A 15,258-nucleotide genomic window follows, 5' to 3' on the forward strand; every position below is an offset into this window, starting at 1 on the left:
AATAAAATTAAGTTCTATTTCTCCAATGATTCCGATATTATTTTCTTTCCACAAAATAGATTCTATAATCAAAAATATTTTTTTTGTTTTTTATATATTTTTTGTAGATAAAATTATCTATCGTAGATATTATCAAATAATCATTATTATTTAATTTATTCATTAGATGACTAAAAAAAGATTCTTGAAATTTCTTTTGTATATTGGAATCAATTGACTCAATAATATATTGATAATATTCTGTGTAATAGCCTTCAAATATCTTTCGTATTTTATAATCTAAATTTATATTTTCAGTTATATTTTTTGAAGGAGTTTTATGTATTATTTTATTTTCAAATAAAAATTTTTTTAATCCATTCGATAGTAATTTTGAAGAATTTATATATTTTTCAATCTCTTGTTTAGTAAAATTTTCTTTTGCTAAAAAATTTAAAAATTTATTATTTATTTTATTTTTAAAATCCATTGAAGATAAGTTATCTCTTGAACTTATTTTTCCGGATGCTTCAAAAAACATGATAATAAGAACTATAGATTTTATCCCATCTTCAAAATAATCAAGACTTTGTCCTGATGGATAATCTTTTGTCTTTACATTAATTTTTAATATTTCTTCTAAATCTTTAAGATAAACATTGAATACATCATCATTTAATGTAAAACACATATTTGTGTTTTTAAGAGTTCTATATACTTCAATTGCAGAAGAATAAAATTCATATAATACCGATTGAATTCCTCTAACTTTATGCAATTGCAATATGTAGTATACAAATTCTCTTCCTTCAGGAATATGATGGATTTTAGGCCTTAAATATATTTTAGGTGAGTTTTTTACTTTTTTTATATTACAATTATTTCCATAAAGAGTAAAAATAGTAAAATCTGTTTTATACACAATTTTAGTTTTTGTTGAAATAAAATTATGAATATTTTGAAAACTCAAAACATCTTGGATATTTTTCGAAAATATATTTTCTTTTGTTTTTTTATTAAAAAATTCAGATAATTCCAAATTTATCATAAACATATTTTTTTCAATCCACTCTAAAGCTGCAATGAGACGTAAAATTTCTCTTGAGCCATAACCTTGAAAGATTGTAAGATGTGATATTTCAAATTTGTTTTTTTTAATACCTGCAAAATTATTGACTATAAGTTCTTTCATTTTTATTTTCCCCTAATATATTTTAAACTTTCTTTTCTAAAGAATATTTTATGTTTTCTTGTTTGAAACCCTATTTTAGCGTTATTATGATTGTCAAAGTAACAAAAAAAAGAATTACATATAAAACAATCAAATAATCCTGACGAGATCGTCCAAAATATTCTCCTATTTTAAAAATCTTTAAAATAATAGATAACGTCAGTAAAATAATAGAAATAAATAAAAAAATAAAAAACATATCTTCCTCCAGTCGCTAATATATTTTAAAGCTTCTTTACTAAAAAATATTTTATATTTTCTTTTTTGAAAAAAGCTTCAAGCCGTTTGACTTGTTTTTTACTCACTTCCAATTCACAAGTATAGGACTCCACGATTATAGAAACTTCATTTTCTTTTGATGTATTTTGAACGGCATTATAAGCTGCATTGATAGACATCTCTCCATCTTCAACAGCCTTTTTAATTTCTTCCGAAGCTTTATTTTGAATTGTTCTAACCTTTTCAACTTTAGATCTTGAAACTCCTATTTTTTTAGCTGTGATTTCGGCGGATTTACCGGAAGCCTTTTCGTTGGAATCTAAGGCTATCCTTCCTGCCTGTTTTATTTGATCAAGAGTCTGTAATATTTTTAAAAGCTCTCCATCCGATAGATTTCTTCTATCGGTTTGAAGTTTAATAGCATAGGCTAGAGCTTCTTCCAAATCTTTAAAATAATGATAGAATACGGGTATTTCTTTTAATCCTGCCTTTTTTGCAGCAGCAAGTCTATGATGACCATCGACTAAAACCATCCCTTCTTTCCATACATGAATAGGTTGGCTTTTATCGTAAGTATCGGATAATATATTTTCTGTAATTGTATCTACCATATTTCCATTTAACGGAAACAGATTTTTAAATTCGTCTTTTAAATTTATGGTATCTATTGGAACCATAACAGATAGTTCACTTGCTCCTGAATTAGCTATAGAGGCTTTGCCCATGTTGCTTAATGCCGTTAATTTTGCCATTTTTTTATTCTCCTATATTTTTATTTTGAACTTTATATGCCGCCGATAAAGTTTTTCTATAATGTTTCTTTACCGTATACCCATTTTTTAATATATAAATTTGATATTTATACGAAAGTTCCGGTGTATTTACTATTGCAGATTCAATAAAATCTCTTTCAATCATCTTATGCCTATGATTATGCTGTATTGATGTATAGTTTTTCATTGAGAGTTCTCCTTATCTTTTAAGGATTTAATAAGTTTAGCAAACTCTTTTTCATCAAGTTTTATTGATTTTGTTTCTGTGTTATACAAACAAGGAAGAATGTCTCCCTCTTTCAATAAATCATACTCTTCTTTTGTGATATAAATAGTATGATTTTTAATATCTGCAGAACTCTTTATTTCAAAATTAAGATTGTATGTTATTTTATCTTTTTCTCTAACTATTTCTTTTGAAGATATGGAATATGATATTTTTTGTACATATTGACTATCTTCTTTATTTTTTAATATTCCGTCGTTATAAATATGAATAATCTTTATTAGCAAAAGAACAATTACTATACTTACTGCAGCCCCTTTAATAATATAATCTCCAATAGAATGCTCGGCTTCTTTAAACGTGTCACGGATAATGTTAAAAGAGACAAAAGATATAGTTGACAGACCTATAATTTCAATAATATCTATGGCAGTAAATTTCATTTTCTTTCTCCTTTAATTAGCCTCACTTGAGGCTAATTTTTTTCTATTGATATGTTCAATCATCAGTCGGCAGTGTGCGGTACTCTGTTTTTGCTTTTTGCTGCCCATGATAAAACTATATCCGATCGGTACCAGCTCAACGTTTCCGATAATTCCTTGGTCATTAAAATAAATCTCTTGAATAGGATAATATTCTTTACCATATGAAAATTCTTTTACAAGGAGAACAAACTCAGGGAAGCTTGAAGGCATGCTACTATCATACCGAATAGTCATTGTGTTTTTAGCTTTGTTTATCTTCACTGCAACCGGGTACAATTCTTGATTTGCTATAATTTTTTCAAGCAGCTTTTTTGCCTGTTTAGAAATCGGTTTAAGTGAATCTTTTGCAAACTCTTCTTTTAAGGATTTGTATAGTTTTTCATATAGTGTCATAATTTACCCCTAAAATTTTTCAGGACGAATTTCTTCGTCCATAATGACGGAACATAAATCACATACGGATTTATGAAGTTTTAGAGTCTGTCCTTTGTTTTGAATTATTTCGCCGGCATCGGCGAATTTCCTTATGTTTCTAGTGAATGGGAATGTAATATCTAATACTTTTGTTCCGAAAGTTTCATTTTGTTTAAAAAGTTCTTTATACTGGTTTTGTAAACTTTCAGGATTTTCATCATAACGGCTTTCATGGCCGTTAAAAAACAAGAACCATTTATCAAAATGGTCCGTTTCCATTCTGAGCTTTTGCCCTAAAAAAATTGAAGAGTTAAAATCAAACTGAGAGTAATTTATCGGTGTTATAACATAATCGGAAGCGTTCACAGCATTCAGTACGATGTTGTCGTAAGTTGGTGCCGTGTCAATAGTTACTACATCATAGGAATTTTCAAGGCTTGGGATAAGTCTTTTCAAGACATTTACAGACATAGCTCTCAAGTCTACAAGTCTAAGACTGGAGGGGATTATATCAACACCTTTGTTTGTATGGATGGTAAAATCAAGAAGAGATTCACCTTGCAAAGCATAGGCGATGTTTTTTCTTTCACTTTCATTACCATCTTCTAAAAAATAGAATGACATTGAATTATTAATGTCCATGTCTATTGTCAATACTCGCTTTCCAGCTGCTTTTAAAGCCATCGATACTATAATTGCAACCGATGACTTCCCTGTTCCGCCTTTAAGGCTGGAAAATGTTACTACTACCACAAAAAAACTCCATAAATAAAGAAAGGGCACGCAGAACGTCTCTTGGGTTGTCCTACGTGCCGCTTCAGCCGAAAACCGGCCAAAAAAGTAACCCAAGAACCTTTTTTGGATGGTTTTTCTAATGAGAGTTTTTTTCAACTGTTTTTTCTACTTTTGTGGAGTTTTTATTTTGATGGTTTTATAATTTTATATCTGATATAGAGTTAGGGGAAAGGAAAACTTTTATCCGAAAAAAGTGTCTTTCCTCCCCTAATAAGCTTAATCTTCCTTTGTCTTCAATACAGCCAGGAAGGCGGACTGCGGAAGTTCGACGTCGCCTATCATCTTCATGCGCTTTTTTCCTTCCTTTTGCTTTTCGAGGAGTTTTCGCTTTCGGGTAATATCGCCTCCGTAGCATTTGGCTAAAACGTCTTTTCGCAGGGCTGAAATTGTTTCCCTCGCTATTATCTGGCTGCCGATAGCGCCCTGAATCGGGATCTTAAACTGCTGGCGCGGTATTTCGTCTTTAAGCTTTTCACAGACAAGACGAGCCTTGTCGTAGGCACTAGGCTTATAGGCAAGCTGGGCTAGAGCGTCAACAGGTTTTCCGTTGATCAAAATATCTATCTTAGCCAAATCTGTCGGCCTAGTTCCTATAACCTCGTAGTCAAAGGAGGCATAGCCACGGCTTATGCTTTTAAGCCTGTCATAAAAATCGAATAAGACCTCGGCCAAGGGCATCTCATAGGTCATCTCAACCCGTTTTTCATCCAAGTAGGTCATATTGGTCTGCACTCCCCTCTTTTCCATACAAAGCGACATAACGTTTCCAAGATAGGTGGAAGGAGTTATAACCGTTGCTTTTATATAGGGCTCTTCAGCCGAAGCGATAAGCCCCTCATCGGGATAATCGGCAGGGTTGTCGCAAATAATTTCTTCTCCCGTGCGCATCGTCAGTTTATACCGTACCGAGGGGGCCGTAAAAATAACGGCTTGATCGAATTCTCTTTCCAACCTCTCCTGTACGATTTCAAGATGGAGGAGGCCCAAAAAACCGCACCTAAAGCCGTGACCGAGGGCAAGGGATGAATCCTTTTCCCAGGTTAAGCTTGCATCGTTCAGTTTTAATTTTTCAAAGGACTCGCGGAGCTCCTCGTAGTCGTTTGTATCCGTGGGATAAACTGAAGAAAAAACTACAGGCTTTACCTCTTTAAAGCCGGATAAGGGAGTTTTACAGGGAGCGGCAGCATCGGTAATGGTGTCTCCTACTCCTACATCGGAAACGGTTTTAATACCTGCAATTATATAGCCTACCTCTCCTGCCTGCAAGGAATCCTGTTTGACAAGGTCGAGGACAAAGGTTCCTGTTTCTTCTACCTTGTACTCGCCTCCCGTATTCATAAAGCGGATGGTCATTCCCGGTTTTATCATTCCTTCAAAAACACGCACGTGGACTACAACACCCCGATAAGGGTCATAGTGACAATCGAAGATAAGGGCTTGCAAGGGATTTTCCTTTGAACCCTTGGGAGGCGGAAAGGTCGTTACTATAGACTCAAAAAGAGCATCGATATTTTCGCCAGTTTTTGCAGAAACGGCCACAGCCACATCGGAATCAAGCCCAAGATCGTGGTCTATCTGATGCTTTGCGGCGTCCACATCGGCTGCAGGCAGATCTATCTTGTTTATGACGGGGAGAATTTCCAAGTCGTGTTCAAGGGCAAGATACATATTGGAAAGAGTTTGGGACTCAACGCCCTGAGTGGCATCCACTATTAAGATAGCCCCCTCGCAAGAGGCAATTGCACGCGAAACCTCATATGAAAAGTCTACGTGACCGGGAGTATCTACAAAGTTTAAAACATAGTTTTTACCGTCCTTAGCCGTGTAAGGAATGCGGACTGCGTGGCTTTTTATGGTAATACCCCGCTCTCTTTCTATGTCCATATCGTCGGTCATCTGATTGCGATGATAACGCTCATCTATTATTTTAGTCTTTTCAATGAGCCTATCTGACAGGGTCGACTTACCGTGGTCTATGTGAGCTACAATACAAAAATTGCGTATATTTTCAGGATTTAACATAAGGTGTATTATAATGAAAAAAAGCGATTGTGTCAATTTTCGAATTTCACTTGTGTCAATACACCATAGAAATGTTACTTGTCAATTACCCAATCCTTGATTGTCCTTTTTTCTTCATCAAAACTTGAGCCGATTGCTATTATTTTTTTACCGCTTCCGGAGTACTTGCCGGAATAGTTTTTCTCTTTTATTTGCTTTAAAGCATCTTCCGGCGTTCCGTTTGAGGTGAGCTTAAACTCGAAGATATAAACCTTATCTTTGAATTCTACAACGCAGTCGGCCCTTCCTGTTGCACAATGAACCTCAGTTTGCACAAATTGGTTCATAAGAGCAAATACAAGATAAACCGCTGTCTGATAGTTTTGCTCACGCAGGGCTAAATCCTTTTCGGTTAGGTTATCGTAGGGAATGCCTGAAATTATTCCCTTCATATTTTGCATAAAACCGTCTACATCCCCCGCCTCGATTTGTTCGTAAAATTCCCAAATCGATAATCCCGTTTTGTCGGTTCTTATCGGGGTGTAGGCCGGCAGAAGATTATCTAAAAAGCCGTAACGCACCTCGTCATTCGGAAAGCCTAAACGGTAAAGGCGGGAAAAATCGTTATAGTCCTTAATGGTCAAATATCCCGATTGAAACAAAATAGGTAAGGGATTTAAGGTCTCTGCCCTATAGGTCTCTAAACCGGCTTCGTTCATTTTTACGTTTCCGTCAAGGTCGGGAATATTGTAATAAGCTTTTTTTAAGTAGTCGACCAAGAAGGTCGGAGTTCCTGTTGCAAACCAATAGTCCCGCATTTTTCCGTCGGCAAAAACATTTAACAAGCTAAAAGGATTGTACATATTTTTTCCGTCTTCGGAAAATTTATAGCCGTCATATCTTTGTTTTAATTTTCTAAGAGCTTCATCATAGCTCAAGCCGTTTTTTTCGGCAAGGGCTTTAATCTCAGGACGGAAACCGGCTTCAAGCTCCTCTTGCGAAATTCCACAGATTGAAGAATAATCGTGCAAAAGGCTCAAATCACGCAGATTGTTTAAATCGCTAAAGATGCTTACCTTGCTGAACTTTGTAACGCCTGTCAAAAAAGCAAAGCGGATATATTGATCCGCACTTTTGATAACGCCGTAAAAGCCTTTAAGTATTGTGCGGTAGATTTCGTTTAAGGACTCATCCTTCCACATAGTTTGAAGGAGGGGCTTATCGTATTCATCGATGAGAATAACAGCCTGCCTGCCCGTTTTTTCATAGGCAGTCCTTATCAAGTTTTGAAAACGGTCAGGGAAGTCAAGCCCCGTACTTCCGTATATTTTTTCATACTCTTGCAAAAAAGAGCTGAGTCTGTTTAAAAGGCCTTCTTTTGTATCGTAAATACCTATGTTAAAATCCAAGTAAAGTACGGGATACTCCTGCCAGACTTCCCTTTTCTCTTTTTCTTCCTCCTCAAGTTTTTCGATAGCTAAGCCCTTAAAAAGATCTTTTTGACCTAGGAAGTAGGCTTTTAATGTTGAAAGCAAAAGACTTTTCCCGAAACGGCGGGGACGGCTTAAAAAGTGAACACGGCTCTCACTTACCAGTTTCCAAATGAGTTCAGTCTTATCGATATAAACAAAACCTTCTTTTCGTATAACATCAAAGCTTTGAACGCCTATGGGCATTTTTCTTGTATTCATAGAAACAGTATAACATAAAAAAATAAAATTAACAATTAAGGATATATTTTCTTTTAGGATTTTTAAAACCCATTACTTGCACAAAAACTGAAAATATGGCATTATACAAGAGAAATAAAGTTTTATTGGAGTATGCATGAATATTATTTTATTGACCTTGGCCGTATCGCTGGTGTTGTCTCTTTTGTTGGGCCTTTTACTTGGCTTTTTTAAGAAAATATTTTATGTGGAACCGGATAAGACGGCTGCAGCCGTAAGAGAAGCTCTTCCGGGAGCAAACTGCGGTGCCTGCGGTTACCCCGGCTGTGACGGATTTGCTGCAGCAGTTGCGGCAGGCGATGCACCGGTAAACGGATGCCCTGTAGGAGCCGCTCCTGTAGCTCAAGCTATCGGAAAGATAATGGGTGTCGATGCTTCGGCTTCGGCCATGGTAGCGGTTTTAACCTGTCAAGGTTCTCATGATGTATGCAAAAACAAGTGTGACTACATAGGAGTCAAAACCTGTAAGGCTGCAAAGATTTCGATTAACGGAACAAAGGAATGTGATTGGGGATGCATAGGCCTTGGCGACTGCGAACATGCCTGCCCCTTTGATGCCATCCATGTCAAAGAAAACGGACTTCCTGAAGTAGATTACGATAAGTGTACAGGCTGTGCAGTTTGTGTTGCCCAATGTCCGCAGCACATTTTAACCACTGTTCCTATAGATCAAAAGGGAGCCATAGCCCTCTGTTCATGCAAAAACCCGCGTAAGCCCCAGATTATGAAAAACTGTAAGCGAGGCTGCATAAAGTGTATGAAGTGCGAAAAGAACTGTCCTACCGGAGCCATAAAGGTAATAGACGGAATACCCAAGGTAGATTATGCTCTTTGCGATTCATGCAATAAGTGCGTTGAAGGATGCCCGACAAAAGTTCTCATGCTTACAGAAAACAAGATAAAGTTTAACTCTTGCACATCTTGCGAAGGCTGCCAAAGCGCATAAAATGAAAAGCGGAATTGTAACGATAATAGGACGCCCCTCAGCCGGTAAGTCAACTTTCTTAAATACGGCTTCGGGCGAAAAAGTTTCGATTGTATCTTCAATTCCGCAAACCACCCGAAATGCAATCAGGGGTATCGTAAACACCACCAAGGGACAGATAGTTTTTATCGATACCCCCGGCTACCACAAATCCGAAAAAAAACTAAACCTAAAACTTCAAGAAATTGCAAAAACCCGTCTGGAAGAAGGGGATGCCGTCCTATACCTCATAGACCTTTCGAGGGAATTCGGAGAAGAAGAAAAAAACATCTGCTCTCTTTTAAGCTCCTTACAAGAAAAAACAGTAATAGGACTCAACAAGGCCGATCTTGCCGCCTCAAAGGGAGACGGCGCACCAAAAGCTCCGGCATCCTCAAAAATTGACTTTGCAAGAAAGGAAATATCAAAGCTTCTTCCCGATATTCCGCAAGAAAGAATCGTTGAAATTTCGGCCCTAAAGGATGAGGGCATAAACGAAATTCTATTCCTCCTCATAGAACTCCTTCCCGAAGGAGAAGCTCTCTACCCGAAAGACATCTACACCGATCAGGATGTGGTCTTTAGGATTACCGAAATTATAAGGGAACAGGCCATAGCCCACACCAGAGAAGAAATTCCCCACGCCCTCTATGCAGGGGTAGAAGATGCAGAAATGCGTAAAAACGGCAAAGAGCTTTGGGTACGGGCCTTTCTCTATGTCGAAAAAGAGAGCCAGAAGGCCATGCTCATAGGCAAGGGAGCGGCCGTCATCAAAAGCATAAGAGTAAAATCCATGGCCGAAATGCGTAAAATCTTTCCTTATAAGGTTCAGCTGGATCTTCAAGTCCGTGTCAACAAAAACTGGCGCCAAAAAGATAGTATTATACAGAAGATTTCGTATTAGAATTTCCTAATGCTTAAAGTGCCTTACTCCCGTTACCAGCATAGCCATTCCGTGTTTGTTACATTCTTCAATGCTTAAATCGTCTCGGATTGAACCGCCGGGCTGGATTACGGCCTTTATGCCTGCCTTACCGGCTTCTTCGATTGTGTCGGGAAAGGGGAAAAAGGCATCTGAGGCAAGGACAGCATCCTTTACCCGCTCTCCGGCTCTTTCGATGGCTTGGCGGGCGGCATCCACGCGGTTGGGCTGGCCGCAGCCTATGCCGACGGAGCAAAAGCCTTTTTGAGGATTTGAAGCATCTATCGGGGCTGCAAGGAGGATGGCATTGGACTTAACCATGGTGCAGGCCTTCATGGCAAATTGTAAAAGAGACCTTTCAAGGGGTGTTGCCTTCCTTGAAGCTGCGTCCTTATATTCGGTGCTTTCAGGGTCGCCTAAATCTTTTTCCTGCTTTAAAAAGCCTCCCAAGACCGACTTATATTCATAAAGCTCTTTTTCTTGAGGGAAGGGAGCCTCGATGAGGCGTAAGTTTTTTTTGCCAGACAAAAGCTCTTTTGCTTCTTCGGTAAAAAGAGGGGCTATAATACACTCGACAAACAAGGAGCCGAGAGTTTCAAACGAAGCCTTATCGAAGGGGCGGTTTAAGGCGATTATACTTCCAAAGGCTGAAACAGGGTCGCAGTCGATGGCGGCCCTTAGGGCTAAAGAAACTTCCGAATGGGGAGAAGAATATGCGGATTCCTTTGCATCCTCTTTATTTATTTCGGCAAGGCCGCAGGGGGTGAGGTGTTTTACCACAACGGCTGCAGGTTTTGTAAACATAGAAACAGCCCTCCATGCAGCATCGGCATCTAGGATGTTGTTATAGGAAAGCTCCTTTCCCTGTAAGACCCTGCCTCCTAAGGGGCCTGTCTTAGGCTCGTTTGTGTAAAGCCATGCCCTTTGATGAGGGTTTTCCCCGTAACGCAAATCCTGTCCCGGATGGGCACAAAGGGTAAGGGAGGTTTTTTCTTCCATACCGTGGCTAAGCCGGTTTAGCCTGCTAAGCCAAGAAGTTATTGCCGCATCATAGCGGGTACAAAGGTCAAAGGCCTTTATTGCCAATCTTTTGCGTAAAGAAAGAGAAATCTCTCCCGCCTTCTCGATTTCGGAAGAAATTTCGTCATAGTCGGCCGGGTCGCATATAATTGCAACTCGGGAATAGTTTTTTGCGGCCGCCCTTAAAAGAGCGACTCCTCCTATGTCGATGTTTTCGATGCAATCGCTTTCAGTCGAATTTGGGGAGCTTATAGTTTTTTCAAAGGGGTATAGGTTGGCTATCACAATGTCGATTTCGCTAAAGCCCAGGGCCTTGAGCTCTGCCCTATCCTCCTCGGTATCGCGGGCTAAAATGCCGCCGTGAATCATGGGATGAAGGGTCTTAACCCTTCCGCCTAAAATTTCAGGCGAAGAGGTATATTCGGAAACCTCTTTTACCTTAATGCCTGCCTCTTCCAAGGTCTTTGCAGTTCCTCCTGAGGCAATAAAATCATAACCGGCCGCTTTTAAACAAGCCGCAAAATCCTTTAACCCAGTCTTATCCGAAACCGATGCCAATACCAATCCCATAACTTCTTTCCTTTAATGTAAAGTTTTTAATGTTTTTATTACAAGGGCGTGTTCCGCCTCATGTACTCTTTTTTCAAAATCTTCTAATCCCTCATTTTCAAAAATCGAAACTTCTTCGGCAAAAATTACAGGCCCCGAATCGACTCCCTCATCGGGAACAAAGTGGGTCATAATTCCGCACCGCGAAATTTCTCCCTTCATAAAAGCCGCGTACTGCCGCTCTATAGCCTCCGTTCCCGGAAAGGTCCCGGGCAGGGCCGGATGAAGATTTATAAGCCTATCCTTAAATGAAGTTATAAAGCTATCCGTTAAAATTCTCATCCAGCCCAAAAGCAAAACATAGTCCGGTTTAAATTCCTTAACCTTTTCTGCAAGAAGGGCATCATATTCGTTCCGGGATGATCCTTTTTTAAAGGGAAGATAAAGGGGTTTAATTCCTTCCCTTTCGGCACGGGTCAGAGCAAAGGCATCTTTTTTGTTTGATACAACAGCCTCAATCGTATAATCAATGGTACCCTTTTTTATTCCGTCGATTACGGCTTGAAGATTAGACCCATTCCCCGAAACCAGCACCACAAGTTTTTTCTTCATTCCTAATTCCTAATTATTAATTTGCTCCGCAGCAGTGCTTGTATTTTTTTCCGCTGCCGCAAGGACAGGGATCGTTTCTTCCGACCTTGGGAACGGTACGCACAACTTGAGCATTTTCGGGACGGCTACTTGCAGAAAGGGCTGTCTGCCCTCCGCCAGAAAAACTACCCATCGAGTTGTGTTGAGCATTTCCCTGAATGGAACGCATTTGCCGTGAAGCATGGGCTTCTTCTTCCGTGCTGATTTGAACACGGACAAGACGGGAGGCGATTTCGATTCTTATATCGTCAAGCATGGAATAAAAAATATCGAAGCCTTCAAGCTTGTACTCTGTCAAAGGATTTTTTTGGCCGTAGGAGCGAAGATAAACAGCCTCGCGTAAGGATTCCAAATTTTCAAGATGGTCGAGCCATTTTTTGTCGATAGCCTGCAAGTATTGATAGCGGATAAACATGTTTAAGTTTTCCTTACCGGCAAGAGCTTCTTTTTCTTTTAGTTCCTTTGTAAAATGCTCGACAAATTCGTTTATCTCTTCTTCATGATTCTTTTTATCGATGTTTGCAAAATCTTCTTCGGTCAGGGTATAGGCAAACTTTTCCCTAAAGATGTCCTTTATAAGACGGGCTCTCTCTTCCTTTTCGGTCTTTGAGCTTGAACTATACTCATCGAATTTTTCGCTTATAAATTCTTCTAACGTGGCATAAATACGCTCGATGAGGTTTTCGTCTGCAAGGATTGCATTGCGCTGCTCATAGATAAAGGAGCGCTGTTCGTTTAATACGTCGTCATATTCCAGCAAATGTTTTCGAATATCGAAGTTACGGTTTTCCACCTTTGTCTGAGCCTTTTCGATACTCTTATTTATCCAAGGATGCTCTATTGGGTCTCCGGCCTGCATTCCGACCTTGGACATAACATTCTTTAAATTTTCGCCTCCGAAAAGCCTCATGAGGTCGTCATCGAGAGAAAGGAAGAATTTGGAGCGGCCCGGATCTCCCTGACGGCCTGAACGACCTCGAAGCTGGTTATCGATTCGGCGGCTTTCATGACGCTCCGTACCTATTACATAAAGGCCTCCAAGAGATTTTACCTCGTTATAGTCAGCCTGCCATTTTGCATATTCTTCTGCAAGAACCTTTTCGTAATAATCGGGATTGGGATTTGTTCCCGTGCGTTTTTTGGCGCGCATTTCGGGGCTTCCTCCCAGCTTAATGTCGGTACCTCGTCCTGCCATGTTGGTGGCTATGGTAACAGAGCCCTTTGCTCCGGCTTCTGCAATGATGAGGGCTTCTCTCTCGTGATTCTTGGCATTTAAAACCTCGTGCCTTACACCCCTCTTTGTCAAGAGTTTTGAAATAAGCTCGGACTTTTCGATAGAAACAGTACCTACAAGGACGGGCTGCCCCCTCTTATATGCCTCGCTTATTTCGGTACAAAGAGCTTCAAATTTGTCGTTCTCGTTTAAATAGATTACGTCATGCTCGTCCTTTCGGGCAACGGGAAGGTTGGTCGGAATAACTACAACATCGAGGTTATAAATCTTTGTAAACTCTACGGCTTCCGTATCGGCCGTACCGGTCATGCCGGAAAGCTTGTCATACATTCTAAAAAAGTTTTGGAAGGTAATGGTAGCAAGGGTTCTATTCCTTTGAGCTATTTTAATATGCTCCTTAGCTTCGATAGCCTGATGGAGCCCGTCAGAATAACGGCGTCCCTCCAAAACACGGCCCGTAAACTCGTCTACTATCTGTACCTGCCCGTCCTGAACAACATAGTCTACATCTATATGGAAAAGAATATGGGCCCTCACCGACTGGGTAAAATAGTGAATGTACTCAAAGTTTTCTTCATCAAAGAGGTTTCCGCTTTTGATAAGCCCCTGTCTTTGGAGGATGTCCTGAATATGGAGCATACCCGAATCGGTAAAGGAAATGCGCTTACTTTTTTCGTCTACCGTATAGTCCCCGATAACTTCTTCGCCTTCAAGCTCATTAGGATACTCTCCCGTTTCGGGATTTTTTTCGACCTCTTTTAATTGGCCGATAAGGCGGTCAACTTCAAAAAAACGCTGAGTGTCGTCTTCGGCAGCTCCCGAAATAATCAAGGGAGTTCTTGCCTCGTCTATCAAGATAGAGTCGATTTCGTCTACGATTGCAAAGGAAAATTCCCTTTGGGTCTTATCCTTCAGCCTCATCTGCATATTGTCGCGTAGGTAGTCAAAACCGAACTCGTTATTGGTGCCATAGGTTATATCGCAGTTATATTCTATACGGCGGGCATCGTTTTCCATATTGGAAAGGATAACTCCGACACTTACTCCAAGATAAGAATAAACAGGCCTCATCCAGTCGGCATCGCGCTCTGCAAGGTAATCGTTTACCGTTACAATGTGAACGCCCTTTCCGGTCAAGCTGTTTAGGTAGGCAGCGGCAACGCTCATAAGGGTCTTGCCCTCACCCGTCTTCATTTCAACAATCTTTCCCGAATGGAGAACAAGGGAGCCTAAAATCTGAACATCGTAGGGACGCTCGCCCAAGATACGCCTAGCTGCCTCACGCGCAAGGGCAAAGGCTTCAGGTATAAAGGAATTCAAGGATTCGCCTTTTTGATAGCGTTCTCTAAACTCATTCGTTTTTGCCTTAAACTCCTCCTCGGAGAGGGAGAGAGCCCAAGCCTCTTTTTCGTTTATCTTGTGTAAAATCGGAAGCATGGCCTTAATATCCCGCTCATGCTTCGAGCCGAAAAGAATTTTAATTATAGAATCTAACATATTATGTATAATGTATCAAAATTTAAGGAAAAAGAGAAGAGGGAAACGGCTTAAGTTCTTTTGAGATTAAAAATTTTTATAAAATTTCTTTTTTAGATCTTGACAAGTGTTTATATACAGTATATACTGTATATACATTAGGTACCGCTATTTTTTAAAAAGGAGGTAAAGGAAATTCTAAAAATAATTATATCCAATTCATCCCAAGATCCTATATACGAACAAGTATATTCGGCAATAAAAAAGGCAATCCTAAACGGAGAAATAGAAGAAGGAGCCCCCCTCCCCTCCATAAGGACCTTGGCAAAGGACTTGCAAATTTCGGTTATCACAACCAAGAGGGCCTACGATGAATTGGAAAGGGACGGCTTTATAGACTCGGTTCAAGGAAAGGGCTCCTTTGTAGCCTACCAAAATCCTGAAAGGCTTAAAGAAGCCGGAAGGAGCATAGTTGAAGAAAAGATAGCCGAGGCTATAGATGAGGCAAAGAGGCTGAAGATAACGGAAAAAGAATTTGTACAGATAGTAAAGCTTCTTTTTGATGAAGAGTTATAAACAGGAAAAATTT

14 protein-coding genes are annotated in these 15,258 nt (G+C 39.5%); 3 read left to right on the plus strand and 11 right to left on the minus strand.

What is annotated here, in order from left to right; all coding sequences use genetic code 11:
• Positions 1–37: 37 nt before the first annotated feature.
• From E4O04_RS09830 to E4O04_RS09865, 8 genes are all read right to left on the minus strand, one after another.
• Complete coding sequence (locus E4O04_RS09830) at positions 38–1,171, minus strand: hypothetical protein (RefSeq protein WP_253707681.1); 1,134 nt, start codon at positions 1,169–1,171, stop codon at positions 38–40.
• Between the two features lie 263 nt (positions 1,172–1,434).
• Complete coding sequence (locus tag E4O04_RS09835; RefSeq protein WP_253707683.1) at positions 1,435–2,181, minus strand: ParB/RepB/Spo0J family partition protein; 747 nt, start codon at positions 2,179–2,181, stop codon at positions 1,435–1,437.
• A gap of 4 nt (positions 2,182–2,185) precedes the next feature.
• The gene (locus E4O04_RS09840) at positions 2,186–2,389 is read right to left on the minus strand and encodes a hypothetical protein (protein WP_253707684.1); all 204 of its coding nucleotides are present in this window, start codon (positions 2,387–2,389) and stop codon (positions 2,186–2,188) included.
• Positions 2,386–2,871, minus strand: coding sequence for a hypothetical protein (locus E4O04_RS09845; RefSeq protein ID WP_253707686.1), 486 nt, complete (start codon positions 2,869–2,871; stop codon positions 2,386–2,388). The genes E4O04_RS09840 and E4O04_RS09845 overlap by 4 nt, the downstream gene beginning before the upstream one ends.
• 12 nt (positions 2,872–2,883) lie before the next feature.
• On the minus strand, positions 2,884–3,306 hold the full coding sequence (locus tag E4O04_RS09850; RefSeq protein ID WP_253707688.1) for a hypothetical protein: 423 nt from the start codon (positions 3,304–3,306) through the stop codon (positions 2,884–2,886).
• A gap of 9 nt (positions 3,307–3,315) precedes the next feature.
• Positions 3,316–4,080, minus strand: a complete 765-nt coding sequence (locus tag E4O04_RS09855; RefSeq protein ID WP_253707689.1) for a ParA family protein — start codon at positions 4,078–4,080, stop codon at positions 3,316–3,318.
• 258 nt (positions 4,081–4,338) lie between these two features.
• Positions 4,339–6,144, minus strand: coding sequence for a translation elongation factor 4 (gene lepA / locus E4O04_RS09860; RefSeq protein WP_253707691.1), 1,806 nt, complete (start codon positions 6,142–6,144; stop codon positions 4,339–4,341).
• Between the two features lie 74 nt (positions 6,145–6,218).
• Positions 6,219–7,814: an ATP-binding protein gene (locus tag E4O04_RS09865; protein WP_253707693.1), complete on the minus strand. Its 1,596-nt coding sequence runs from the start codon at positions 7,812–7,814 to the stop codon at positions 6,219–6,221.
• A gap of 136 nt (positions 7,815–7,950) precedes the next feature.
• On the opposite strand from E4O04_RS09865, the gene E4O04_RS09870 reads away from it, so the two are divergent.
• Complete coding sequence (locus tag E4O04_RS09870) at positions 7,951–8,799, plus strand: RnfABCDGE type electron transport complex subunit B (RefSeq protein ID WP_253707695.1); 849 nt, start codon at positions 7,951–7,953, stop codon at positions 8,797–8,799.
• A 1-nt stretch (position 8,800) separates the two neighbouring features.
• Positions 8,801–9,721: a GTPase Era gene (gene era, locus E4O04_RS09875; RefSeq protein WP_253707697.1), complete on the plus strand. Its 921-nt coding sequence runs from the start codon at positions 8,801–8,803 to the stop codon at positions 9,719–9,721.
• A 6-nt stretch (positions 9,722–9,727) separates the two neighbouring features.
• Here the strand turns inward: era and purH are convergent, their stop codons facing one another.
• From purH to secA, 3 genes are read right to left on the minus strand one after another with little or no spacing between them, the layout of a single operon-like run.
• Positions 9,728–11,329 carry a bifunctional phosphoribosylaminoimidazolecarboxamide formyltransferase/IMP cyclohydrolase gene (purH, locus tag E4O04_RS09880; RefSeq protein ID WP_253707699.1) on the minus strand — a complete coding sequence of 534 codons (1,602 nt, stop codon included), beginning with the start codon at positions 11,327–11,329 and terminating at the stop codon, positions 9,728–9,730.
• Positions 11,330–11,341: 12 nt separating this feature from the next.
• On the minus strand, positions 11,342–11,920 hold the full coding sequence (gene purN, locus E4O04_RS09885; protein WP_253707701.1) for a phosphoribosylglycinamide formyltransferase: 579 nt from the start codon (positions 11,918–11,920) through the stop codon (positions 11,342–11,344).
• A gap of 16 nt (positions 11,921–11,936) precedes the next feature.
• Positions 11,937–14,690, minus strand: coding sequence for a preprotein translocase subunit SecA (gene secA / locus E4O04_RS09890; RefSeq protein ID WP_253707703.1), 2,754 nt, complete (start codon positions 14,688–14,690; stop codon positions 11,937–11,939).
• Positions 14,691–14,903: 213 nt separating this feature from the next.
• Between secA and E4O04_RS09895 the strand changes: the two genes are divergently transcribed.
• Positions 14,904–15,245, plus strand: coding sequence for a GntR family transcriptional regulator (locus E4O04_RS09895; protein WP_256488899.1), 342 nt, complete (start codon positions 14,904–14,906; stop codon positions 15,243–15,245).
• Positions 15,246–15,258: the final 13 nt, after the last annotated feature.

Source organism: Treponema sp. OMZ 799 (assembly GCF_024181365.1).
Lineage (GTDB): Bacteria > Spirochaetota > Spirochaetia > Treponematales > Treponemataceae > Treponema_B.